Annotated in this window: 19 protein-coding genes; 12 read left to right on the top strand and 7 right to left on the bottom strand. The window is 61.4% G+C overall.

Annotated features, from left to right (window positions below):
- Positions 1-316 precede the first annotated feature (316 nt).
- Positions 317-1,111: an SDR family oxidoreductase gene (locus tag BSF44_RS20030; RefSeq protein ID WP_095944975.1), complete on the top strand. Its 795-nt coding sequence runs from the start codon at positions 317-319 to the stop codon at positions 1,109-1,111.
- Between the two features lie 31 nt (positions 1,112-1,142).
- Positions 1,143-2,417 carry a beta-ketoacyl-ACP synthase II gene (gene fabF / locus BSF44_RS20025; protein ID WP_095944974.1) on the top strand — a complete coding sequence of 425 codons (1,275 nt, stop codon included), beginning with the start codon at positions 1,143-1,145 and terminating at the stop codon, positions 2,415-2,417.
- Here the strand turns inward: fabF and BSF44_RS20020 are convergent.
- The 3 genes from BSF44_RS20020 to eat form a co-directional block, all read right to left on the bottom strand.
- Entirely contained in the window at positions 2,414-2,971 is a 558-nt protein-coding gene (locus BSF44_RS20020; RefSeq protein WP_095944973.1) for a TetR/AcrR family transcriptional regulator, read from the bottom strand. The two genes, fabF and BSF44_RS20020, sit on opposite strands and share 4 nt — an antisense overlap.
- A 165-nt stretch (positions 2,972-3,136) precedes the next feature.
- Positions 3,137-3,304: a DUF2897 family protein gene (locus tag BSF44_RS20015; protein ID WP_007985427.1), complete on the bottom strand. Its 168-nt coding sequence runs from the start codon at positions 3,302-3,304 to the stop codon at positions 3,137-3,139.
- A gap of 141 nt (positions 3,305-3,445) precedes the next feature.
- Positions 3,446-4,810, bottom strand: coding sequence for an ethanolamine permease (gene eat, locus BSF44_RS20010; RefSeq protein ID WP_095944972.1), 1,365 nt, complete (start codon positions 4,808-4,810; stop codon positions 3,446-3,448).
- Positions 4,811-5,226: 416 nt separating this feature from the next.
- On the opposite strand from eat, the gene kdpF reads away from it, so the two are divergent.
- The 6 genes from kdpF to BSF44_RS19980 all read left to right on the top strand — a co-directional run bounded on the left by kdpF (position 5,227) and on the right by BSF44_RS19980 (position 13,302).
- Positions 5,227-5,316: a K(+)-transporting ATPase subunit F gene (kdpF, locus tag BSF44_RS20005; protein ID WP_007899818.1), complete on the top strand. Its 90-nt coding sequence runs from the start codon at positions 5,227-5,229 to the stop codon at positions 5,314-5,316.
- A gap of 8 nt (positions 5,317-5,324) precedes the next feature.
- The gene (kdpA, locus tag BSF44_RS20000) at positions 5,325-7,019 is read left to right on the top strand and encodes a potassium-transporting ATPase subunit KdpA (protein WP_095944971.1); all 1,695 of its coding nucleotides are present in this window, start codon (positions 5,325-5,327) and stop codon (positions 7,017-7,019) included.
- A gap of 10 nt (positions 7,020-7,029) precedes the next feature.
- Positions 7,030-9,087, top strand: a complete 2,058-nt coding sequence (kdpB, locus tag BSF44_RS19995; RefSeq protein ID WP_095944970.1) for a potassium-transporting ATPase subunit KdpB — start codon at positions 7,030-7,032, stop codon at positions 9,085-9,087.
- Between the two features lie 137 nt (positions 9,088-9,224).
- Entirely contained in the window at positions 9,225-9,770 is a 546-nt protein-coding gene (gene kdpC / locus BSF44_RS19990) for a potassium-transporting ATPase subunit KdpC (protein ID WP_095944969.1), read from the top strand.
- Positions 9,771-9,903: 133 nt separating this feature from the next.
- Positions 9,904-12,555, top strand: a complete 2,652-nt coding sequence (locus BSF44_RS19985; protein ID WP_095944968.1) for a sensor histidine kinase KdpD — start codon at positions 9,904-9,906, stop codon at positions 12,553-12,555.
- A gap of 48 nt (positions 12,556-12,603) precedes the next feature.
- On the top strand, positions 12,604-13,302 hold the full coding sequence (locus BSF44_RS19980; RefSeq protein ID WP_095944967.1) for a response regulator: 699 nt from the start codon (positions 12,604-12,606) through the stop codon (positions 13,300-13,302).
- Between the two features lie 152 nt (positions 13,303-13,454).
- Here BSF44_RS19980 and BSF44_RS19975 read toward each other — a convergent pair whose 3' ends face one another.
- Positions 13,455-14,492, bottom strand: a complete 1,038-nt coding sequence (locus tag BSF44_RS19975; RefSeq protein ID WP_095944966.1) for a patatin-like phospholipase family protein — start codon at positions 14,490-14,492, stop codon at positions 13,455-13,457.
- Between the two features lie 221 nt (positions 14,493-14,713).
- On the opposite strand from BSF44_RS19975, the gene BSF44_RS19970 reads away from it, so the two are divergent.
- From BSF44_RS19970 to BSF44_RS19960, 3 genes are all read left to right on the top strand, one after another.
- A complete protein-coding gene (locus BSF44_RS19970; protein WP_034150181.1) occupies positions 14,714-14,992 on the top strand; it encodes a hypothetical protein in 279 nt (92 codons plus the stop codon).
- A 100-nt stretch (positions 14,993-15,092) separates the two neighbouring features.
- Positions 15,093-15,851 carry a CHAD domain-containing protein gene (locus BSF44_RS19965; RefSeq protein ID WP_095944965.1) on the top strand — a complete coding sequence of 253 codons (759 nt, stop codon included), beginning with the start codon at positions 15,093-15,095 and terminating at the stop codon, positions 15,849-15,851.
- A gap of 246 nt (positions 15,852-16,097) precedes the next feature.
- Entirely contained in the window at positions 16,098-16,895 is a 798-nt protein-coding gene (locus BSF44_RS19960) for an acyl-CoA thioesterase II (protein ID WP_095944964.1), read from the top strand.
- Here BSF44_RS19960 and BSF44_RS19955 read toward each other — a convergent pair whose 3' ends face one another.
- The 3 genes from BSF44_RS19955 to BSF44_RS19945 all read right to left on the bottom strand — a co-directional run bounded on the left by BSF44_RS19955 (position 16,896) and on the right by BSF44_RS19945 (position 19,986).
- On the bottom strand, positions 16,896-17,261 hold the full coding sequence (locus BSF44_RS19955; RefSeq protein ID WP_008049048.1) for an Mpo1-like protein: 366 nt from the start codon (positions 17,259-17,261) through the stop codon (positions 16,896-16,898).
- A 229-nt stretch (positions 17,262-17,490) separates the two neighbouring features.
- Positions 17,491-18,972, bottom strand: a complete 1,482-nt coding sequence (locus BSF44_RS19950; RefSeq protein ID WP_095944963.1) for a methyl-accepting chemotaxis protein — start codon at positions 18,970-18,972, stop codon at positions 17,491-17,493.
- 204 nt (positions 18,973-19,176) lie between these two features.
- Positions 19,177-19,986: a TatD family hydrolase gene (locus BSF44_RS19945; protein WP_095944962.1), complete on the bottom strand. Its 810-nt coding sequence runs from the start codon at positions 19,984-19,986 to the stop codon at positions 19,177-19,179.
- Between the two features lie 237 nt (positions 19,987-20,223).
- Between BSF44_RS19945 and BSF44_RS19940 the strand changes: the two genes are divergently transcribed.
- Complete coding sequence (locus BSF44_RS19940; RefSeq protein ID WP_095944961.1) at positions 20,224-21,645, top strand: transglycosylase SLT domain-containing protein; 1,422 nt, start codon at positions 20,224-20,226, stop codon at positions 21,643-21,645.
- Positions 21,646-21,649: the final 4 nt, after the last annotated feature.

Genomic DNA, 21,649 nt, shown 5'->3' with positions numbered 1-21,649 from the left:
GTGGTTCGACAGAACGGGTTTACCGCGTCTCTCCTGACCTCAATCTCTCGAACCGCCCGGTGCGGACCCGCATGCCGGGTGGTGTGGCAGGGGAACGGCCTGTGAAGGCCGTCCCCTATGCCGATTCTGGCAAATGGGAACACTCCGGGCGTTGACTGTTCCTGGCTCCGATCATTGAGACTGGCTCTCTGTCAGCATTATAAAATTATGACTATCATGTATTTGTAAAATTATGCCTATAATAAATTGACGTTCCGACACCGCGTCCTGAAACACAGGCGCTGGTTTTCTTTTTGCGTTTCTCAGGAGCACTGCAATGAATTCTGTTCAGTCCTCAGGTACGGCCCTCGTCACCGGTGCTTCGTCGGGTATCGGTGCGGTTTACGCCGAGCGTTTGGCGGCACGCGGTTTTGATCTGTTGCTGGTTGCCCGCGATCAGGATCGATTGGAGTCCGCAGCCAGCAAACTGCGCACCGAGCATGGTGTTCGGGTAGAGGTGTTTAAAGCGGACCTGACTCAAAAGGAGGACATACTCAAGCTCGAGCAGCGATTGCGCAGTGACTCGAGCATCAGCCTGCTACTCAATAATGCAGGTGTGGCGGCGGATGGTTTGCTGGCCAATGCCGATATGGACCAACTCGAGCGCTTGATTCAACTCAACATCACGGCGGTTACGCGGTTGGCGTCGGCGGCTGCGGCCAGCTTTACCAAGGCCGGGCGCGGCACGATCATCAATATCGCATCGGTGGTGGCGTTGTTTCCCGAACGTTTCAATGCGACGTACAGCGCCAGCAAGGCCTATGTATTGAGCTTGACTCAATCGTTGAGCACCGAGCTGAATGGCACTGGAGTGAAGATCCAGGCGGTGCTGCCCGGTGTGACACGAACCGAGATCTGGGAGCGCTCCGGTATCGATGCTTCACAAATTCCTGCGGATATGGTGATGGAGGCGGGTGAAATGGTCGATGCTGCGTTATCGGGTCTGGATCAGGGTGAACTGATCACCATTCCTTCGTTGCCTGATGCGGCAGATTGGGATGCGTTCGTGGCGGCACGTCATGTGATGGCGCCTAACCTTTCCAAAAGCAAGGCTGCAGCCCGTTATCGGTAAGTGCCATCAATCGGCTTGAGGTGTATTGGGTATGAATGATCGTCGAGTGGTTGTAACGGGCATGGGCCTGGTGTCGCCGTTGGGGAGCGGCGTCGAAGTGGTTTGGCAGCGGCTGCTGGCCGGTCGTTCCGGACTGCGCAATTTGCCGCACGAGGTGGTTGCCGATCTGCCGGCCACGGTCGGCGGTGCCGTGCCTGCGCTGGCGGATGATCCGCAGGCGGGGTTCGACCCGGACCGGGCAACCCCACCCAAGGAACAGAAGAAGATGGACCGCTTCATCCTGTTCGCCATGGAAGCGGCGCGTCAGGCACTGGAGCAAGCCGGATGGCAAGCGCTGGATGCCAATGCCCAGGAGCGCACGGCCACCATTATCGGTTCAGGTGTGGGGGGGTTCGGCGCGATCGCCGACGCGGTGCGCACCACTGATAGTCGTGGTCCGAGACGTTTGTCTCCATTCACAATCCCTTCGTTTCTGGTCAACCTCGCGGCAGGTCATGTGTCGATCCAGCATGGCTTCAAGGGGCCATTGGGCGCACCGGTCACGGCGTGCGCCGCCGGGGTTCAGGCGATTGGCGACGCGGCGCGGTTGATTCGTGCGGGTGAGGCGGATATCGCGGTGTGCGGCGGTGCGGAAGCGGCGATCGATCGGGTCAGCCTTGCCGGGTTTGCGGCTGCTCGCGCCTTGTCCAGCGCCTACAACGAAACGCCTGAGCGCGCTTCGCGACCTTTCGACAGTGGTCGCGATGGTTTTGTCATGGGAGAAGGGGCCGGGCTGCTGGTCATCGAGTCTCTGGACCATGCGCTGGCCCGGGGAGCCCAGCCCCTGGCGGAGCTGGTCGGCTACGGCACCAGCGCCGATGCCTTTCACCTGACCGCCGGCCCCGAAGACGGCAATGGTGCGCGGCGGGCGATGTCGTTGGCGTTGGCACAGGCCGGTGTTTCACCGGCCCAGGTTCAGCATCTGAATGCTCATGCAACTTCGACTCCGGTGGGAGATCTGGGTGAGCTGGCTGCGATCAAGGCGTTGTTCGGTGCACAGAACGGCATTGCCGTGACATCGACCAAGTCGGCGACCGGGCATTTGCTCGGTGCAGCGGGGGGAATCGAGGCGATCTTTACTTTGCTGGCGATCCGTGACCAGGTTGCACCGGCGACCCTCAATTTCGAGAACCCGGACCCTGCCACTGAAGGTGTCGACATCGTTCATGGCCAGGCGCGACCGATGGCCATCGAGTACGCGTTGTCCAACGGCTTCGGATTTGGCGGGGTCAATGCCAGTGTGCTGTTCAAGCGTTGGCAGGGTTAATCCTGCGAGTGCTTGAGGTGTTCGCGTGCGACGTCGAGAATCCGTTGGGCAAACTCGGCGTCGGCCACGCTGCGCGATAACAGCAAGGCGCCGACCAGCGTAGACATGATGACGATGCTGCGGTCGGCGGTGTGCTCTCCGTCAAGGGTGTGCTGGATCTGGTCGAGTCGCGCCTGGAGCACGACGTCGCTGGTCGGGCTCGGTTGACCACGCAGCCCCAGTTCCGAAGAAATGGTCAGCAGCGGGCAGCCTTCGTGGGGTGAGGTTTGATGCCATTCGGACAGGTAAGCGTCGATGAAGGCTTCGAGTGGCTGCTCCTCGGCGAAGATTTGCGCGCACAACTCATCGACTTGTGCGCCAGCCTCCTGCAAGGCTTTCTCTACCAGTTCGTCTTTGGACTTGAAGTGCGAGTAAAAGCCACCGTGAGTCAGGCCCAGTGCTTTCATCAGGGGCTGCAGCCCGGTCGCGCCGATACCGTCGCGTCGAAATCGCGCTGAAGCTTCCTTGATTATGCGTTGGTGGGTCTGGGCTTTATGGTCCTGCGAGTAACGCATCTGATATCTCCGCATCAATGCGCCATATTAACCAATGAAAATTGCATGGTGACTGTACTTCTACTTCTAAAAAACATGCAGATGCTTCGATATGAGTGCAAAGCGGCATGAATTCGGGAGTTTTCACGCAAAAACAAACCCCGCTGTTCAAGGCGGGGTTTTCGGTCAGCGGTCCTGGGCTTCCTTGGCGTCCATTTCCGCATTGCGTTCGGCGACGCGCTTGCGTTGCTCTTCGGTCAGTTCGACCTTGTTGGCGGTGTCGCGCAGCAACATCAGGCCACCAACGATCGAGCCGATGGCAACGACCAGAATCAACCAGGCATACCAGGGCATAGGACTCTCCTTGAAAAGCAGACGGTCGGCGAGGGTTCGCCAACCGATCGTGCATACCGTTTTGAGTGATGGGGTTTCATCGCAGTTCCATCGCTATCACCCCCATTCTATGCCTGTTGTTCAAGGTTCACTCGAACGCTTTCACAGTCCGGTCAGCATCGCATCCGCCGGTGCGTCTGCGCGCAGTTGTGCGGTGAGCATGAAGTACACGAAACCTGCCGCCATGAAGCCCAGGAAGATCAGGCCGATCAAGGTGTTGAACCAGGCCATCGCCAGCAGGCACACCACGGCCAGCATCAGTGCAATGAACGGTATCAGCGGGTAGCAAGGGGCACGGAAGGTGCGTTCCAGGTTCGGCTCGGTTTTACGCAGTTTGAACAGGCTGAGCATGCTCATGATGTACATCACGATGGCGCCGAACACGGCCATGGTGATCATCGCGGCGGTCAGCGTCATGCCGCCGAGGTTGATCAAGCCGTCGCTGTAGATGGCAGCAATGCCGATGACACCGCCGGCGATGATCGCCCGGTGCGGTGTCTGAAAACGCGACAACTTGGCCAGGGACGCCGGCAGGTAGCCCGCGCGGGCCAGGGCGAAGAACTGCCGCGAGTAACCCAAGATGATCCCGTGGAAGCTCGCGACTAGTCCGAACAGCCCAATCCACACCAGCATGTGCAACCAACCCGAGCTTTCGCCGACCACGGCTTTCATCGCTTGTGGCAACGGGTCGTTGATGTTCGACAGGGTGCGCCAATCACCGACGCCACCGGCGAAGAACATCACGCCCATGGCCAGCAACACCAGCGTCAGGATGCCGCTGATGTAAGCCTTGGGAATCGTGCGTTTCGGGTCCTTGGCTTCTTCGGCGGCCATGGCCGCGCCTTCGATGGCGAGGAAGAACCAGATCGCGAACGGGATTGCCGCGAACATTCCGGCAATCGCCGGAGCACCGAATACATCGGAACCGGCCCAGCCATTGAGGGCAAAGTTGCTGAAGCTGAAGGCCGGAGCGACCACGCCCATGAACACCAGCAATTCGGTGACCGCCAACACGCAGACCACCAATTCGAAAGTGGCTGCCAGTTTCACGCCGAGGATGTTGAGGCCCATGAAGGCGATGTAGGCACCGACTGCCGCGTGTTTCGGGTCCAGGGCTGGAAACTGGACATTGAGGTAGGCACCGATGGCCAGGGCAATTGCCGGTGGGGCGAAGACGAATTCGATCAGTGTCGCCAGCCCGGCGATCAACCCGCCTTTCTCGCCAAAGGCGCGACGACTATAGGCAAAGGGACCGCCAGCGTGGGGAATGGCGGTGGTCAGTTCGGTGAAACTGAAGATGAAGCAGGTGTACATGGTGGCGACCATGAAAGAGGTCACCAGAAAGCCCAAAGTCCCGGCCACGCCCCAGCCATAGCTCCAGCCGAAATACTCTCCGGAAATCACCAGCCCGACCGCAATGCCCCACAGGTGCAAGGTGCCCAGCGTGGATTTGAGTTGTGTGTTCATGGGGTTGCTCCCTGAGTGGTTTGGAAAGCTCACGGGAGGCCAGTGCAGTGGGCGTGCCATTTCCGATTTTCCCGTCGTAAAGCGCGGAAAGCTGTCGTATCGGGGATGATCGCTACTGGATGCATGCTTTTTGATGCGCCAGTTGGGTGCGTTGTTGTCTGCTGTGCCGCCATCGCGAGCAAGCTCGCTCGCACAGTGGAGCCATGTTGTATGGGCTGACGCCTCTCAAATGTGGGAGTGAGCTTGCTCGCGATGAGGCCCGCGCATGCGCCATCAATCCTCGCAGTAACAAAGCCATAAACCCACTCTTTACGCTTTCTTTATGCCCTGCAGGCACCCTCGGTCTCGTTCCTTTACAGCCTCCTTTCCGACAATGACTCCACACGCGGCAATACGCCGTAACACGGAGAACTTCCATGAGCGTTCTGGACGGGGTGTCGCTGCTGCTGGCAGTGGGGCTGTTCATTTATCTGTTGGTTGCGCTGCTGCGCGCGGACCGGAACTAGGAGCGGCTATGCACAGTTATGACTATTGGCTGATCCTCGGCTTTTTTGCCCTGGTTTTGGTTCCGGCGCCGTTTCTCGGGCGCTTCTTCTACAGGGTGATGGAAGGGCAGCGCACCTGGCTGACACCGGTTCTCGGTCCGGTCGAACGCGGTTGTTATCGTCTGGCCGGCGTCGATCCGCAGGCCGAACAGAGTTGGCAGAAGTACACGCTGGCCTTGCTCGCCTTCAACCTCGCGGGTTTCCTGCTGCTATTTGCGATCCTGTTGTTCCAGGACCACCTGCCGCTGAATCCGCAGAATCTGCCGGGTCAGGAGTGGACGCTGGCGTTCAACACCGCCGTCAGCTTCATGACCAATACCAACTGGCAGGCCTACAGCGGCGAAGCTTCCCTGAGCTACCTGAGCCAGATGGTTGGCCTCACCGTGCAGAACTTCGTCAGCGCCGCCACCGGCCTGGCGGTACTGGTCGCGCTGTGTCGCGGAATCGGCCGCAAATCCACCCGGACCCTGGGCAACTTCTGGGTCGACATGACCCGCGCCACCCTCTACGGCCTGCTGCCGCTGTGCCTGCTGTTGGCGCTGTATCTGGTCTGGCAGGGCGTGCCGCAAACCTTCGCGCAGTATGTGAATACGGTGACGATGCAGGGCGTCGATCAGGTGATTCCGCTGGGGCCTGCTGCCAGTCAGATTGCGATCAAGCAATTGGGCACCAACGGTGGCGGTTTCTTCGGCGTGAACTCGACGCATCCGTTCGAGAACCCGACGGCCTGGAGCAACCTGTTCGAGATGGCCTCGATCATCCTGATCCCGGTCGCGCTGGTGTTCACCTTCGGTCATTACGTGAAGGACCTGCGTCAGAGCCGGGCGATCATCGCCTGCATGCTGGCGCTGTTTCTGATCGGCGGCGCCACCTCGCTGTGGGCTGAGTACCAGCCGAACCCGGCGTTGAACAATGTCGCCGTCGAACAGGCCGCGCCATTGGAAGGCAAGGAAGCGCGCTTCGGCACCACCGCCACCGTGCTGTGGTCGGTGACCACCACGGCCGCGTCCAACGGCTCGGTCAACGGTATGCACGACAGCCTCAACCCTCTGAGCGGCATGGTGGCGCTGGTCAACATGATGGTCGGCGAAGTGATCTTCGGTGGTGTCGGTGCCGGGCTCTACGGCATGTTGCTCAACGTGCTGATCGCGGTGTTCCTCGCCGGCCTGATGATCGGCCGCACCCCGGAATACCTCGGCAAGAAACTGCAAGCCAGGGAAGTGCAATTACTGGTGGTGACCCTGATGGTCATGCCGATTGGCGTGCTGGTGCTCAGCGCGATTGCCGCCAGTCTGCCCGGCCCGGTCGCCGCCGTGAGCAACCCTGGCCCTCACGGATTCAGTCAGTTGCTTTACGCCTATACCTCGGCCAGCGCCAACAACGGTTCCGCCTTCGCTGGCTTCGGCGCCAACACCCCGTACCACAACCTGATGCTGGGCCTGGGCATGTTGATCGGTCGTTTCGGCTACATCCTCCCGGTCCTGGCCCTGGCCGGCAGCCTGGCGATGAAGAAAACCGCGCCGATCGGACAGAACAGCTTCCCGACCCACGGCCCACTATTTGTGACCTTGCTGACCGTGACCATTTTGCTGGTGGGCGGCCTGACCTTCCTGCCGACTTTGGCGTTGGGCCCAATCGCTGAACATCTGAGCATGGGCTTCTGAGGAATAGACAATGAATATGCCCGTAACCAAAACCGTTGCCGCCAAGGCGCCGGAGCAAACAAAAACCGCGATCTCGGCCCTGTGGCGCCCGGCGCTGGTGCAAGCCTTCGTCAAGCTCGACCCACGGCAGTTGCAGCGCGCGCCAGTAATGCTGGTGGTCGAACTGACGGCGATCCTGACCACCGTTTTGTGCTTCATTCCCGACACGGCTGTGCCGACTTTCGTCGCCGCGCAAATCGCGGTGTGGTTGTGGTTCACCGTACTGTTCGCCAACTTCGCCGAAGCCCTGGCCGAAGGTCGCGGCAAGGCCCGCGCCGACAGCCTCAAGGCCGGCAGCGAAGGCCTCAGCGCCCGGCGCAAGACCGGCAACGGCGGCTTTCAGGTGGTGCCCGCCGCCAACCTGCGCAAAGGCGATGTGGTGCGCGTCGAAGCGGGGGAGATGATCCCCGGTGACGGCGAGGTGATCGAAGGCATCGCGGCGGTCAACGAAGCAGCGATTACCGGCGAATCGGCGCCGGTGATTCGCGAGTCCGGCGGCGACCGCTCGGCCGTCACCGGCAACACCCGACTGGTGTCCGACTGGCTGCTGGTGAAAATCACCGCCAACCCCGGTGAGTCGACCCTGGACCGCATGATCGCTCTGGTCGAAGGCGCCAAGCGTCAGAAAACTCCGAACGAAGTGGCGCTCGATATCCTGCTGATCGGCCTGACCCTGATTTTCCTGCTGGTGGTCGTCACCCTGCAACCGTTCGCCCACTTCGCCAATGGCAGCCTGCCACTGGTGTTTTTGGTGGCGCTGTTGGTCACGCTGATTCCAACCACCATCGGTGGTTTGCTGTCGGCCATCGGGATCGCCGGGATGGATCGTCTGGTGCGCCTGAACGTGATCGCCAAGTCCGGTCGTGCGGTGGAAGCAGCGGGGGACGTGCACGTTCTGCTGCTGGACAAGACCGGTACCATCACCTTCGGTAACCGTCGTTGCTCGGCGGTGTATGCCGCGCCTGGCGTGACAGCCAGGGAGCTGGCCGAAGGCGCATTGCTGGCTTCGCTGGCCGATGACACCGCTGAAGGCAAGTCGATCGTCGAGTACCTGCGCGGCACCCATCCGCAACCGGAACCGTCCGCCGACGTGCTGACAGCCGTGCCCTTCAGTGCCGAAACCCGCTTGTCCGGTGTCGACTATCAGGGGCGCGTGTACCGCAAGGGCGCGGTGGATTCGTTGCTGGCGTTCGTGGGTCTGAAACGCGCTGACCTGGCACCGGTCTTGTCCCGTGAAATCGACAAGATCGCCCAAAGCGGCGGCACCCCGCTACTGGTGTGTGCCGACGGCAAGTTGCTCGGTGCGATCCACCTCAAGGACGTGGTCAAGCCCGGTATCCGCGAGCGTTTCGCCGAGCTGCGCAAGCTGGGAATCCGCACTGTCATGGTCACCGGCGACAACCCGTTGACCGCTGCCGCCATCGCCGCTGAGGCGGGTGTGGACGATGTGCTGGCCGAAGCCACGCCGGAGAAAAAACTGGCGCGCATTCGTCACGAGCAAAACGACGGTCGTCTGGTTGCCATGTGCGGCGACGGCGCCAACGACGCCCCGGCCCTGGCCCAGGCGGACGTGGGCATGGCGATGAGCGACGGCACGCAAGCGGCACGTGAAGCGGCGAACATGGTCGACCTCGACAGCGACCCGACCAAGCTGCTGGACGTGGTGCAGATCGGCAAGGAGTTGCTGGTCACCCGCGGTGCGCTGACGACCTTTTCCATCGCCAACGACGTGGCCAAGTACTTCGCGATCCTGCCGGCGCTGTTCGCCGCGATCTATCCGCAACTGGGGGTGCTCAACGTGATGCACCTGAGCAGTCCGCAGAGCGCGATTCTCTCGGCGATCGTGTTCAACGCCCTGATCATTGTGGTGCTGATTCCTCTGGCGCTGCGCGGTGTGCGGGTTCACGCGGCGAGTGCGGCGGCGTTGTTGCGGCGCAATCTGCTGATCTACGGCCTGGGCGGGATCCTGGTGCCGTTCGTGGGCATCAAGGCCATCGACATGCTGTTGACGGCGTTGCATCTGGTTTGACCGCCCTCTGTAGGAGCGAGCTTGCTCGCGATGGGCGTTAACGATAACGCGCCATTTCTGATAAAGCGCGGCGCCTTCAGATCCATCGCGAGCAAGCTCGCTCCTACAGCTGTTTTTACGAATTAGAGGATTTTGAAATGTCCACATTGATACGCCCGGCCCTGAGCCTGCTGGTCCTGATGACGCTGATCACCGGCATCGCCTATCCACTGGTGGTCACCGGTGTGGCCCAGGTCGCCTTCCCGGATCAGGCCAACGGCAGCCTGGTGCGGGATGCCGAGGGCAAGGTCCGCGGTTCCTCGCTGATCGCCCAGGATTTCGTCGGCGACGCCTGGTTCCACCCGCGCCCTTCGGCCGGTGCCTTTGCCACCGTGTCGAGCAGTGCCAGCAACCTGGCGCCGAGCAACCCTGCGTTGGCGACGCGAGTGATCGACGATGCCGGCAAACTGCTGGTGCCCGGTCAGGGGCCGGTGCCCTTGGCGCTGGTCACTACGTCCGGCAGCGGTCTCGATCCGCACTTGCCACCGGCGGCGATTGCCTATCAACTGGCGCGTGTCGCGACGGCGCGCAACTTGCCGGTAGCGACGCTGCAACAACTGCTGGACGCCCACATCGAACAACCATTGGTAGGTCCGCCGGTGGTGAATGTGCTTGAGTTGAATCGGGCGCTGGAAAACCTGTAGATCGGCGGCGCTGCCATTCGCGAGCAGTCTCGCTCCCACAGGAATACGCATTCCAACTTGTGGGAGCGAGCCTGCTCGCGAAGGCGTCAGAACAGTCGCTATATCAATTCCAGAAAAAAAGAGAGCTTCATACATGAGCAACTCCGGCCGCGCCGACGCGCTGTTAGCAGACCTGCCCCGAGATGGCCGTGGCCGGCTCAAGGTATTTCTCGGTGCCGCGCCGGGTGTCGGCAAGACCTACGCCATGTTGCAAGCGGCCCACACCCAGTTACGCCAAGGGGTGAAGGTCATCGCCGGCGTCGTCGAAACCCACGGTCGGGCCGAAACCGAAGCATTGCTGGGCGGCTTGTCGCAGCAGCCGATGGTACGTTCCGAATACCGTGGCGTGTTGCTCGAAGAAATGGACCTCGACGGTCTGCTTGTCGCCAAACCGAAACTGGTGCTGGTCGACGAACTGGCGCACACCAACGCACCCGGCAGCCGTCACGAAAAACGCTGGCAGGACATTCAGGAACTGCTTGCCGCCGGCATTGACGTATACACCACGGTCAACGTCCAGCATCTGGAAAGCCTCAACGACCAAGTGCGTGGCATCACCGGCGTGCAGGTCCGCGAGACCCTGCCGGACTGGGTATTGCAGGAAGCCTACGAACTGCTGCTGATCGACTTGCCACCACGGGAGCTGCTCGAGCGCCTGCGCGATGGCAAGGTCTATGTGCCGGAGCAGGCGCGGGCGGCCATCGACGCGTTCTTTTCCCAGACCAACCTGACGGCCCTGCGCGAACTGGCGATGCAAACCGCGGCGGCGCAGGTCGATAACGATCTGGCCCAGGGGTATCGTCAGTTGGGGCAAGCGGCGCCGGCTGTGCGCGGACGCTTGCTGGTGGGGGTCGACGGCGATGCCCAGGCCGAGCGCCTGGTGCGTCATGCCAGTCGCGTGGCCCAGCGGCGGCACCTGCCCTGGAGCCTGGTGCACGTGGACAACGGCAGCGTGCGTGACGAACAGTCGCGCCTGCGCCTGCAAAGCGCCCAGCAACTGGCCGAGCGCCTGGGTGGCGAAGTGGTGTTGCTGCGCGCCGGTGAAGTGGCGAAAACCCTGATCCAGCATGCCGCCGAACGCCGCGCCAGCCTGGTGCTGGTCGGTCAGTCCCGGCTGCGTTTGCACCGACGTCTGTTCGGTGGCGGCTTGGCGGCGCGACTGCTGCGCAATGCTCGTGGACTGGAAATCAACGTTCTCGACGGCGATCACCAACAGCATCAACCCCATCAGCGGTCGATGCATTCACTGGTCTGGTTCGACTACGCATTGGCCGTGGTCGCGACGGTTCTGGCCAGCACCCTGGCCTGGGCCGTGGCGAGCGTTCTGCCTCTGCCGAACATTTCACTGGTGTTCCTCGCCGCCGTGTTGCTGGTGGCGGTGCGCAGCAGTCTCGGGCCGGCGCTGGCCTGTGCGGCGCTATCGTTCCTGACCTATGACTTCCTGTTCATTCCACCGAAGTTTTCTTTCAGAATCCAGCGCGAAGAAGACGTGCTGACCTTGCTGTTCTTCCTGCTGATGGCGGCCCTCACCGGCAACCTCGCGGCGCGCCAGCGCAGGCAACTGCAGGCACTGCGCGATACCCAGGAAGAGACCACTGAACTGCTCGACCTGTCACGCAAACTCACCGCCGCCACCGACCGCCAGGCCGTGGTCAGTGCGGCCGCCCAGCACCTGGATGGTTGGAGCGATGTGCAACTGTGCCTGCTCAATCGCGACGGGCAAAACGGATGGAAAGTCGAAACCGGTGGGCCGCTAGAGTTCAGCGAAGCCGAGCGCGCCGCCGCTGACTGGGCCTGGCAGCACGATCAACCCGCCGGTGCCGGCACCGGTACTTTGCCGTTCGGGCGCTGGTGGTGGTGGCCGTTGTCGGTGGAAGACGGACCACTGGCGCTACTCGGCGTGTGTGCCAAAGAAGGCCAGACCCTGAGCGGCCAGCGCCGACGCCTGTTGACCGCGCTGAGCCAGCCACTGGCCCAGGCGCTGGCCCGGGCGCAACTGGCCGATGATCTGGAAGCGGCGCGGCTGCACGGCGAAACCGAGCAACTGCGCAGTGCCTTGCTGGCGTCGGTGTCCCACGATTTGCGCACTCCGCTGACGTCCATGCGCGGTAGTATCGACAGCCTGCTGGCCCTGGGTGAAGCGATCCCGCTGGAGGACAGACGTGAGTTGCTCGAAGGCACCCGCGATGAAGCCGAGCGCCTCGATCGCTACATTCAAAACTTGCTCGACATGACCCGGCTCGGCCACGGAGCCTTGAAGCTGGCGCGGGACTGGGTGTCGCCGGCGGACATCGTCGGCAGCGCGCGCAATCGCCTGCGGGCAGTCCTTGCGCCGTTGCAGGTCAGCACCGACGTACCGGCCGAGTTACCGTTGCTGTATGTGCATGCCGCGCTGATCGAACAGGCACTGGTCAACGTGATGGAAAACGCAGCGCGGTTTTCGCCGCCCCACGGGCGCTTGCAATTGCGCGCCGGGGCCGATGACAGTGAGCTGTTTTTCTCGGTCTGCGATGAGGGGCCGGGGATTCCGGAAGAGGAACGGGCGAAGATTTTCGACATGTTCTACACCGCAGCGCGAGGTGATCGTGGCGGGCAGGGCACCGGGTTGGGGCTGGCGATTTGTCAGGGCATGGTCGGTGCCCATGGCGGGCGCATCAGCGTCGCCGACGGCATCGAGGGGCGTGGCACCTGCATCACGTTGCACCTGCCGCTGCAGGCTCAGCCGGGATACGAAAGTGAAGCCTGATCGCTCTTGCGCTACTCTCTTGCAACTTCTTTGTGTTGATGTGAATTCATGAGCCAGACCGCGACCATCCTGGTCATTGACGACGAACCGCAGATCCGCAAATTCCTGCGGATCAGCCTCGCTTCCCAGGGCTACAAAGTGCTGGAGGCAGGTACCGGCAGTGAAGGATTGGCGCAAGCCGCGTTGAACAAACCGGACTTGCTGGTGCTCGACCTCGGCTTGCCGGACATGGATGGACAACAGGTATTGCGCGACTTTCGCGAGTGGTCGACGGTGCCGGTGCTGGTGCTCTCCGTGCGCGCCGGTGAAGGACAGAAAGTCAAGGCCCTGGATGGCGGCGCCAATGACTACGTGACCAAGCCGTTCGGCATTCAGGAATTCCTCGCGCGGATCCGTGCGTTATTGCGCCAGGCACCCACAGGCGAGGCGCAACAGGCTGCGCTGGACTTCGGTCCGTTGACGGTCGACCTGGCGTATCGCCGGGTGCTGCTCGACGGTGTCGAAGTCGCGCTGACCCGCAAGGAATACGCCGTGCTGGCGCAACTGGCGCGGCATCCCGGACGGGTAATCACCCAGCAGCAATTGCTCAAGGACATCTGGGGGCCGACCCACACCGAAGACACTCATTACCTGCGCATCGTGGTCGGGCACTTGCGCCAGAAACTGGCGGATGACCCGACCCAGCCCAGGTTCATCGTCACTGAGGCAGGGGTGGGATATCGGTTGTTGAGTGAGGGTAGCCTTTAGATCTTCGTTGCCTGACCTGGCCCCATCGCGAGCAGGCACGCTCCCACATGGGATCCTGGTCAGACACACATTTTGTGACCGCCGAAGATCCACTGTGGGAGCGAGCCTGCTCGCGATGAAGGCCTGATAGTCACCCGAGAACTTTCAGGTGCTCAGTTCTGCTCATTCTCATACCGATCCAGCGTATCCCGCGCAATCTCCCGTCCCAGCGCGATCAGCTCCGGCGCCTTGTAGAACTCGAAAAAACGGCACACGCGCTTGGGCACGTTGATCAGGATGTCCGGCGGATACCCGGCAATCTTGTACTGCGCCAGCGACGTCTGCATCACCTCGAAACTCTGGTTGATCAAATCCAGCAAGGACGCCGGGCCGACGTTGTCGATGATGAATGAACCGGTGGCGGAGCGGGGCGCGCCACTGGCTTGCGGAGCCGCCGCCGGTTGCTGCCCTTCTGGCTCGGCGGTTTCGATCCACGGATTGAGGTTCGCGCCTTCGGCCCTCAGGGCTTCCTGCTCGAGGATCAACAATTGCTCGGCCTGTTTGCGACGGAACGGCATTTTCGAGCCCAGGGAGTTGATCAGGCTGTCGAAGCGTGTCTTGAAGGCGGCGGGACGCTGGATGACCGGCAATTGATAGTGGCGCTGGTTGGTGGAGTTGAGGTTGACCGCAATGATCAAGTCGCAATGGCTCGACACCACCGGCACGATCGGCAGCGGGTTGAGAATGCCGCCATCGACCAGCATGCGGTTGCCCTGCATCACCGGGGTGAACAGGCTGGGAATCGCTGCCGAGGCGCGCATGGCCTGATGCAGGCAACCTTCCTGGAACCAGATTTCCTGCTGGTTGGTCAGGTCGGCGGCAACGGCGGTGTAGGGGATGCGCAAATCTTCGATGTTGATCTCGCCAACGATCTTGCGGATCTGCCCGAAGACTTTCTCGCCACGGATCGCCCCCAGACGAAAACTGACGTCCACCAGGCGCAACACGTCGAGATAGTCCAGACTCTCGATCCAGTCGCGGTAATCATTGAGTTTGCCGGCGGCGTAGATCCCGCCCACCACCGCACCCATGGAGCATCCGGCGATACAGGCAATGTCATAGCCACGCCGTTCGATCTCTTCTATGACCCCGATATGTGCATAACCCCGGGCTCCACCCGAGCCCAATACCAGTGCGACGCGCTTTTTCATGAATCGCCCTCGTTTGAATGGTTCAACAATGCACCCATCGAGGGCCATGCTTCAATCGCCATGGTCGTTCGAGCGGACAGGAGCGTCGTATTTTCGACACTCCATGGCGGCACATGGTTATTCTCGGCAGCGCTATAGTTTGCACAGCTGACCAACGGCACTTTTCAGGTGCTACAACGTCTTACCTGCATGACTGTTGACCTATTCTTGAGGAGTGAATGATGAAAGCCTGGATCTGCGTGCCATTGATTGCCCTGGCGCTCGCCGGTTGTGCCGGCAAAACCGCTTATCGCGACAGCTGTGGTAGTAATCTGGATGCGGCATGGCATGAACTGGACCTGGCCAAGGCCGAAGGGTTCGCCGGGACTGTCAGCTACTCCAAGGCCCTGTCGCTGTTGACCGCGGCCAAGACCCAGCAGCAATTCGAGGGGTTCGAAGGCTGCACCAAGAAAGCCGAGAAGGCTCGTTTCTATATTCGTGAATCGCGCGCGGGGCGTTAAAAGCGAAAAGCGGTTACAAGCTCTAAGCTGCAAGTTGCAAGATCTTTCGAGTTTGCAGCCTGGAGCTTGCAACCTGGCGCTGTTTACGGAGTAAACCCCCATGATCGATCGGTTGGTGGCTCAGGTTCTGGGCCTGGAAGTTCGTCTGCTTGCCTGTCAGGCCCGCTTGAAAGAGTGTACAGACCCTGAAGCGTTACACGACCTGCGCACAACCATGCGGCGGTTACGCAGCCTGTTGCGGCCCTTGCGCGGGCTGCCCGGTGTCGAACAACTGGAAGCGGCCGCCTCCCGGGTGGGCGAACTGAGCACGCCTTTACGCGATCGCGAAGTGTTGGCGGCGTACCTGCTCCAGCACCATCAACCCCAAGCCGCACAGTGGCGCATGGCGCAAATGGCCGAGGCCTATCCGGCCGTGGCAGCCAGTCCCGAGCTCGCGCAAATGCTGATCGTCCTTGATGCGTTTCCGCGTTTTCTGCGTGCCGCCCAGCGCCAGGGATTGCTCAAGGGCCTGCGCAAGCGCATCGAAAAACGCTTGGGCAAGCAGTGGAAAAAACTCGACGAGGCGCTGCACGATCCGGCTCATGACCGTCATCGACTGCGCCTGCTGATCAAGCGCGTGCGCTATGGCATCGACGCTTACCCCGAACTGGGCCGTTTGCCGAAAGCCGCCATGCCCCGGTTGAAGTCGGCCCAGGGCGCGCTGGGCGACTGGCACGATTGCGTGCAATGGCTGGCCATGGCTGAACGGGAAGCGGATTTGCAACCCTGCGTTGCTGTCTGGGAAGCCACCATGGCCGAGGCTGAAAGCCGTGCGGATCGGGTGCTGGAAAAACTCAGCAAGGCCTGTTTCAAATCCTGAGACCTCCCCGGATCCATTGTAGGAGCGAGCCTGCTCGCGATAGCGGATTAATATTCAGCACACATTGTGACTGTCAGACCGCTTTCGCGAGCAGGCTCGCTCCCACATGGGCTCAATGTTGACCCTGGATTTTGTGTTAGGACCGGGCACGGCTCATCTGTCAGTCAATTTGGCTGGAATAGGCGATGTATCAACTTCGCCAGATGGTTAAGATCCCTTCATCTTTTTCCGATCCCTGAGGTTTTCATGCGTTTTTCCGAACTGCTCGACGCTGTCCGCAGCCAGCCGCTGGAGCTGTCTATTCCGGCCTCATGGGCCCAGGGGCGAGCCAGTTTCGGTGGCCTGGTAGCCGCTTTGCAATACGAAGCCATGCGCGCCCGAGTGCCGGCGGATCGGCCGGTGCGTTCGTTGGCAATCACCTTCGTCGGCCCGGTTGAGCCCGAGGTGCCGGTCAGTTTTGAAGTCGAGGTGCTGCGCGAAGGCAAGGCCGTCAGCCAAGTGCTGGGCCGGGCGGTGCAGAAGGGCCAGGTGGTGACGTTGATCCAGGGCAGCTTCGGCGCCTCGCGACCCTCGGAAGTGGCGGTGGCCGCTGAACCGGCACCTGAAATGAAGCACTGGGACGAATGCCAGGAATTGCCTTTTGTCGAAGGTGTCATCCCGGAGTTCATGCGACATCTGGCGATGCGCTGGAGTGTCGGCGGGCTGCCGTTCAGCGGTAGCACATCCCGGCAAATGGGTGGCTGGGTACGCTTGCGCGGTGACGTGAAGGAAGAGGCTATCGGCGAGGCGCATATCCTGGCGCTGGTGGACGCCTGGCCGCCGGCCCTGATGCCGTTTTTGAAGAAACCGGCGATGGGCAGCACGCTGACCTGGACTATCGAATTCGTGCAGCCGCTGCTGGAACTGACCACCCTGGACTGGTGCAAATACCTCGTCGAAACCGAATACGCCACCGACGGCTATGGGCATGCCGCCGCAAAAATGTGGAGCGCGGATGGCCGGTTGATCGCCATGAGCCGGCAGACGGTGACGGTGTTCGCCTGATCAGTGGCGGCGGTGGCGCTCACGCCAGGCGCGCCACCAGCCGCCGCTGAGGAAGAACCGCGGAAACGTCAGGAACTGCTCGACCAACAGGCGCGATACCGCATCCTTGCGATCACTGAAGGGTTCGGAGGCTTGGGTCTCCAGGCTGTGGCCATGGCGTTGCAAGGCCAGCGCCGCTATCACACCGATCACACCGATGGCGATGTTTGCCAGGCTCAGGCTGAACACCCCGGACACAATCAGCAGAAATGCCACGATGAACAGCGGCACCGCGATCAGGTGCAGCACCAGATTGGTCGGGTGCTGATGATTGTTCGGGTACGCTCGCCATTGCCAGGCGGGAAGGTTGGGGTGACGTTTGCCCATGATGCCGATCCTCGATCCATGTTGAACACATGTAGGAAGAATAGGCCCGCTCAATGCTGGCGGCGAATCAAGGCTGGCTATTGGCTCGATAGGTGCCATGACTGGAATGGATGGTGCCAGTTCTGACGCCTTCGCGAGCAGGCTCGCTCCCACATCGATCTTCGGTAACCATCAGATTCTGGGCATACATAGATCCCTTGTGGGAGCGAGCCTGCTCGCGAAAGGGCTCTCAAAGTTTCAACTGACCGATGGCCTTGCTCAACTCCCCGGCCAACGCTGCCAGCTCATTGCTGGTGGTCGCCGAAGTCACCGTCTGCTGCACCGTGTTTTCGGTCACGTCACGGATGCTCACCACCGCCCGGTTCATCTCTTCCGCCACCTGGCTCTGCTGCTCGGCCGCCACCGCGATCTGCGTGTTGCTTTCACGCATCTGCGCCACCGCGCCGGTGATCTCGGCCAATGCCGCGCCGGCCTCTTGCGCCTGTTGTACGCAGTCGTCGGCCTTGAACGAGCTTTCTTGCATGAAATCCACGGCGTCCCGTGTGCCGGCCTGCAACGCCGAGACCATGAGGGTGATTTCATCCGTGGAGGCTTGTACACGTTTGGCGAGGTTGCGTACTTCATCGGCAACTACCGCGAAACCGCGACCCATCTCGCCGGCCCGGGCCGCTTCGATGGCGGCGTTCAGCGCCAGCAGGTTGGTCTGCTCGGCGATGCTGTGAATCACGTTGACCACGCCGTTGATCTTCTGGCTGTCCTCGGCCAGGCGTTGAATCATCTCGGCGGTCTGCTGGACGCCGGTGGACAGTCCGGCAATCGAGCGCTGCACCCGCGTCACGACCTCCTGCCCGCTGCCGGCCAGGGTATTGGCCGATTGCGAAAGGTCACGGGTGGCGCCCGCGTGTTGGGCGATGTGATAGACCGTGGCGGTCATTTCATTGATCGCCGTGGCGGCCTGATCGGTTTCGCTTTGCTGGCCCAACATGCCGTGGCGCACTTCATTCATGCTGGCCGCCAGCCGTGCGGCGCCGATGTCCAGTTGCCGGGCGGTGCTGGCGACGGTGTTGACCACCCGTTGATAACCGGCCTGCATGGCGTTGAAGGCGTTGGCCATTTGCCCGACTTCGTCGCTGCAAGCCAAGGGCACGCGGGCCGACAGGTCGCCGGTTTTCTCCACGTGCAACATGACGTCTTTCAAGGTATTGAGCTGGCTGAGCAGGAAGCGAATCAATAACTGCGATGCGCCGAGCATTGCCAACATCAGGATGAACACGGCCACCGCGTAATTGGCCAAACGCTCGCTGAACACCTGGCTCAGGCTTGGACCGTAGGCAATCACGGCGATCCGTTGGCCATCGGCACGGGTAAACACCTCGGCACCCATCAACGGATTGTCACCGAACAGCGGCATCAGGTTGATCTCGACCCAGCCGTTTGCGTTGATGAGTTGCGCAATGGGTTGTTCATTCAGCGAGGGCGCCTGTCCGCGATTGAACGTCAGCAGGTTGTCGACGTGGGGAAGCGGTTGCCCGGCGGGCCAGGCTTTGAGCAATCGCGCCTGGGCTTGGGCCGAAGCCTGGGCGGCGTGACTTCTGGCCTGTTGTTCGAGCTGCACGGCGTACAGCACCAGCAACAGGGTGGTGATGAAAGCGACGGCGTTGACCGCCCAGAATTTGTATTTCAGCGAGATATTGCTAAGCCAGGCACCCATGGAGGTCTTCTCTGATAGCGGAAACAGTTTTGGCAAGGTGCCAGCATTGTGCCGCTACTCAGGTGGCTGATTCTTGATGCAGATCAACAGGCCCGCAGCATTCAGTGTGGGAGCGAGCCTGCTCGCGAAAGCGGTCTGTCATTCAACTTTATGCTGGCAGACACGACGCCTTCGCGAGCAGGCTCGCACACAGGGGATTTGTGGTTACCGGGGGATTGATGGCAAGCCGTAGAACGCCCGCGCGCACGCGGTGGTGTGCGCCGCCAGATCTTCCTGGCTTTCCCCGCGATGCAGCGCCACTTCGCGCAGTACTTCGGTCAGGTACGCCGGCTCGTTTCGCCCGTTTTTCGGCTTGGGGCGCAGGCTGCGCGGCAGCAGATACGGTGCATCGCTTTCGAGCATCAGGCGCCCGCGCTTGATCTCCTTGACCAGCGGATGCAAATGCGTGCCCCGGCGCTCGTCGCAGATCCAGCCGGTAATGCCGATGTGCAGATCGAGGTCGAGATAGCTGAACAGCGCCTTCTGCTCTCCGGTGAAGCAGTGCACCACCGCGGCCGGCAGTCGGTCGCGAAAGTCGCGCAGGATTTCCAGCAACCGCTGACTGGCGTCGCGTTCGTGCAGAAACACCGGCATTTGCAATTCGACGGCCATGGCCAGATGTTCTTCCAGGACTTTCTCCTGCTGCGGGCGTGGCGAGAAATCACGGTTGAAATCCAGCCCGCATTCACCCACGGCCACTACATTCGGCTCGTTGAGCAAACTGCGCAAACGTCGGGCGCTGTCGGCGTTCCAGTCGCTGGCGCAGTGAGGGTGAATACCGGCAGTGGCGAACAGGCGCTGGGCGCTTTCATCCAGTTGTTGGCACAGCTCGAGGGCCTGTTCACTGCCCTCGACACTGGTACCGGTCAGCACCAGCTGGCACACGCCGGCCGCGTAGGCGCGATCGAGTACGGCCTGGTGTTTGTCGGCAAAACTGGCGTTGGTCAGGTTGACGCCGATATCGATGAGTTGCATGGTGCTACCTCGGCCCAAAGGCCGGAAAGCATATCAGAGCCGTGGATTTATAAGAAAAGCCAAGAACTACAACGGGTTAACGCTGTCTCTTGAGCCGCGGGCCAGGCTGGGTTGGTAGTTTTGCCATCATTGTGCCAGTCTTTCGCACTTTGCCAGCGCCTTGGGCGCTCTGTTTTTGTCGCCGCGCTTGATGGTTTTCGTCATTGCAGCGGGCCTCATATTCTTTCCGGAGAGTGGATGATTCGTCCCTCGGTTTTGCTACTGCTGTGTTGTTCGCTGCTACTGCCGATGTCGGCGGTCGCGCGTCTGCCCGGGCCGCTGCAAGCTGTACCGGCCGGCAAGGTGCGCGACCTTGATGAAATTCGCAGCAGTCGCGTGCTGCGGGTGTTGGTCAACCAGAGCCGCAACAGTTCCGGCGAAGTCCAGGGGCAGGCGATCGGGGTCGAATACCATCGCCTGAGAGCATTCGAGCAATACCTCAACGGCCATGCCCGGGACGGCCAGGAAATCACCCTCAAGATCATTCCCAGGGCCAAGGATCAACTGCTCGGCGCATTGCAGCGCGGGGAGGGCGATCTGGTGGCGCCAGGCGAGTTGCTCGATCTGCAACCGGGTTTCGCCGTCAGCACCAGCGAGCCGATTGCCAGCAACATTCCGTTAGTGCTGGTGGGCATCAAGGGCGAACGCCGCTACACCAAACTTGAACAGCTTTCCGGCAAGACCCTGGCGTTACCCGCCGGCAGCGCCGCCGGGGATGCCGTCAGCCAGATCAATCAAAAGCTCGCCCTGCACAAACTGCCACCGGTCACAGTCGAATGGGTCGATCCGAGCCTTGCCGTCGAGGACGTACTGGAGATGGTGCAGGGCGGGATCTTCCATCTGACCATCGTCGAGCAGCCGATCGCCGAACGCTGGGGCAAGATCCTGCCCAAGCTGCGTTTCGACAAGCAAGTACTCATCAGCGAGCCGGGAGAAGAGTTCTGGTTCGTGCGCCGTGATGCCTCGATGCTGCGGGCCAGCATCGATCGCTTTCTTACCGTCTACAAAAAGCCATCGGATCAGGACGCCGCGTTCCTGCGGATCTATCGTCGCCTCTATCAAGTGCACTATCCATTGGCCAAGGCAGACCGGCAGCGTCTGGAAAAACTTCGCCCGGTGCTGCAGAAACACGCCGATGCCCAGGGCATGGACTGGCTGAACCTGGCGGCGCTGGCCTTCAAGGAGTCAGCCCTGCAACCCGCCGCCCGCAGTGGCGGTGGCCCCACCGGTTTGATGCAGATCACGCCTTCTGCGGCACAGCGTGTGGGGGTCAACAATATTCAGGAGCTTGATGGCAATGTGCAGGCCGGGGCCAAGTACCTGGCGATGATCCGGCGTAAATTCTTTGCCAGTCCGAAGCTTAACGAGCGCGAACGCATGGCCTTCGTGCTGGCGGCCTACAACATCGGGCCGGAGCGGGTGCAAGGCATGCGCGCCGAAGCCCGGCGCAGAGGCTTGAACCCCAACCAGTGGTTCTTCCAGGTCGAGCGCATTGCCATGGAGCAAGTGGGGATGGGGCCTGTCAGCTATGTTAATAGCGTGAACAAGTATTACTTGGCGTTCGACCGAGAGCGGGAGTCGTTGGAGCCCCAGGAGCCAAAGGTTGCTTCACGCAAATGATCAA

The organism is Pseudomonas sp. ACN8, from assembly GCF_002303925.1.
In the GTDB taxonomy this organism is placed as follows: domain Bacteria; phylum Pseudomonadota; class Gammaproteobacteria; order Pseudomonadales; family Pseudomonadaceae; genus Aquipseudomonas.
The sequence above is the reverse complement of the archived record's forward strand: the minus strand, read 5'-3'. Positions and strand labels throughout refer to the sequence as shown.

Excerpts from the sequence above, each read along its gene's own strand:
- BSF44_RS20030 (WP_095944975.1), top strand. The coding sequence starts at position 317 with ATGAATTCTGTTCAGTCCTCAGGTACGGCCCTCGTCACCGGTGCTTCG.
- fabF (WP_095944974.1), top strand. The coding sequence starts at position 1,143 with ATGAATGATCGTCGAGTGGTTGTAACGGGCATGGGCCTGGTGTCGCCG.
- BSF44_RS20020 (WP_095944973.1), bottom strand. The coding sequence starts at position 2,971 with ATGCGTTACTCGCAGGACCATAAAGCCCAGACCCACCAACGCATAATC.
- BSF44_RS20015 (WP_007985427.1), bottom strand. The coding sequence starts at position 3,304 with ATGCCCTGGTATGCCTGGTTGATTCTGGTCGTTGCCATCGGCTCGATC.
- eat (WP_095944972.1), bottom strand. The coding sequence starts at position 4,810 with ATGAACACACAACTCAAATCCACGCTGGGCACCTTGCACCTGTGGGGC.
- kdpF (WP_007899818.1), top strand. The coding sequence starts at position 5,227 with ATGAGCGTTCTGGACGGGGTGTCGCTGCTGCTGGCAGTGGGGCTGTTC.
- kdpA (WP_095944971.1), top strand. The coding sequence starts at position 5,325 with ATGCACAGTTATGACTATTGGCTGATCCTCGGCTTTTTTGCCCTGGTT.
- kdpB (WP_095944970.1), top strand. The coding sequence starts at position 7,030 with ATGAATATGCCCGTAACCAAAACCGTTGCCGCCAAGGCGCCGGAGCAA.
- kdpC (WP_095944969.1), top strand. The coding sequence starts at position 9,225 with ATGTCCACATTGATACGCCCGGCCCTGAGCCTGCTGGTCCTGATGACG.
- BSF44_RS19985 (WP_095944968.1), top strand. The coding sequence starts at position 9,904 with ATGAGCAACTCCGGCCGCGCCGACGCGCTGTTAGCAGACCTGCCCCGA.
- BSF44_RS19980 (WP_095944967.1), top strand. The coding sequence starts at position 12,604 with ATGAGCCAGACCGCGACCATCCTGGTCATTGACGACGAACCGCAGATC.
- BSF44_RS19975 (WP_095944966.1), bottom strand. The coding sequence starts at position 14,492 with ATGAAAAAGCGCGTCGCACTGGTATTGGGCTCGGGTGGAGCCCGGGGT.
- BSF44_RS19970 (WP_034150181.1), top strand. The coding sequence starts at position 14,714 with ATGAAAGCCTGGATCTGCGTGCCATTGATTGCCCTGGCGCTCGCCGGT.
- BSF44_RS19965 (WP_095944965.1), top strand. The coding sequence starts at position 15,093 with ATGATCGATCGGTTGGTGGCTCAGGTTCTGGGCCTGGAAGTTCGTCTG.
- BSF44_RS19960 (WP_095944964.1), top strand. The coding sequence starts at position 16,098 with ATGCGTTTTTCCGAACTGCTCGACGCTGTCCGCAGCCAGCCGCTGGAG.
- BSF44_RS19955 (WP_008049048.1), bottom strand. The coding sequence starts at position 17,261 with ATGGGCAAACGTCACCCCAACCTTCCCGCCTGGCAATGGCGAGCGTAC.
- BSF44_RS19950 (WP_095944963.1), bottom strand. The coding sequence starts at position 18,972 with ATGGGTGCCTGGCTTAGCAATATCTCGCTGAAATACAAATTCTGGGCG.
- BSF44_RS19945 (WP_095944962.1), bottom strand. The coding sequence starts at position 19,986 with ATGCAACTCATCGATATCGGCGTCAACCTGACCAACGCCAGTTTTGCC.
- BSF44_RS19940 (WP_095944961.1), top strand. The coding sequence starts at position 20,224 with ATGATTCGTCCCTCGGTTTTGCTACTGCTGTGTTGTTCGCTGCTACTG.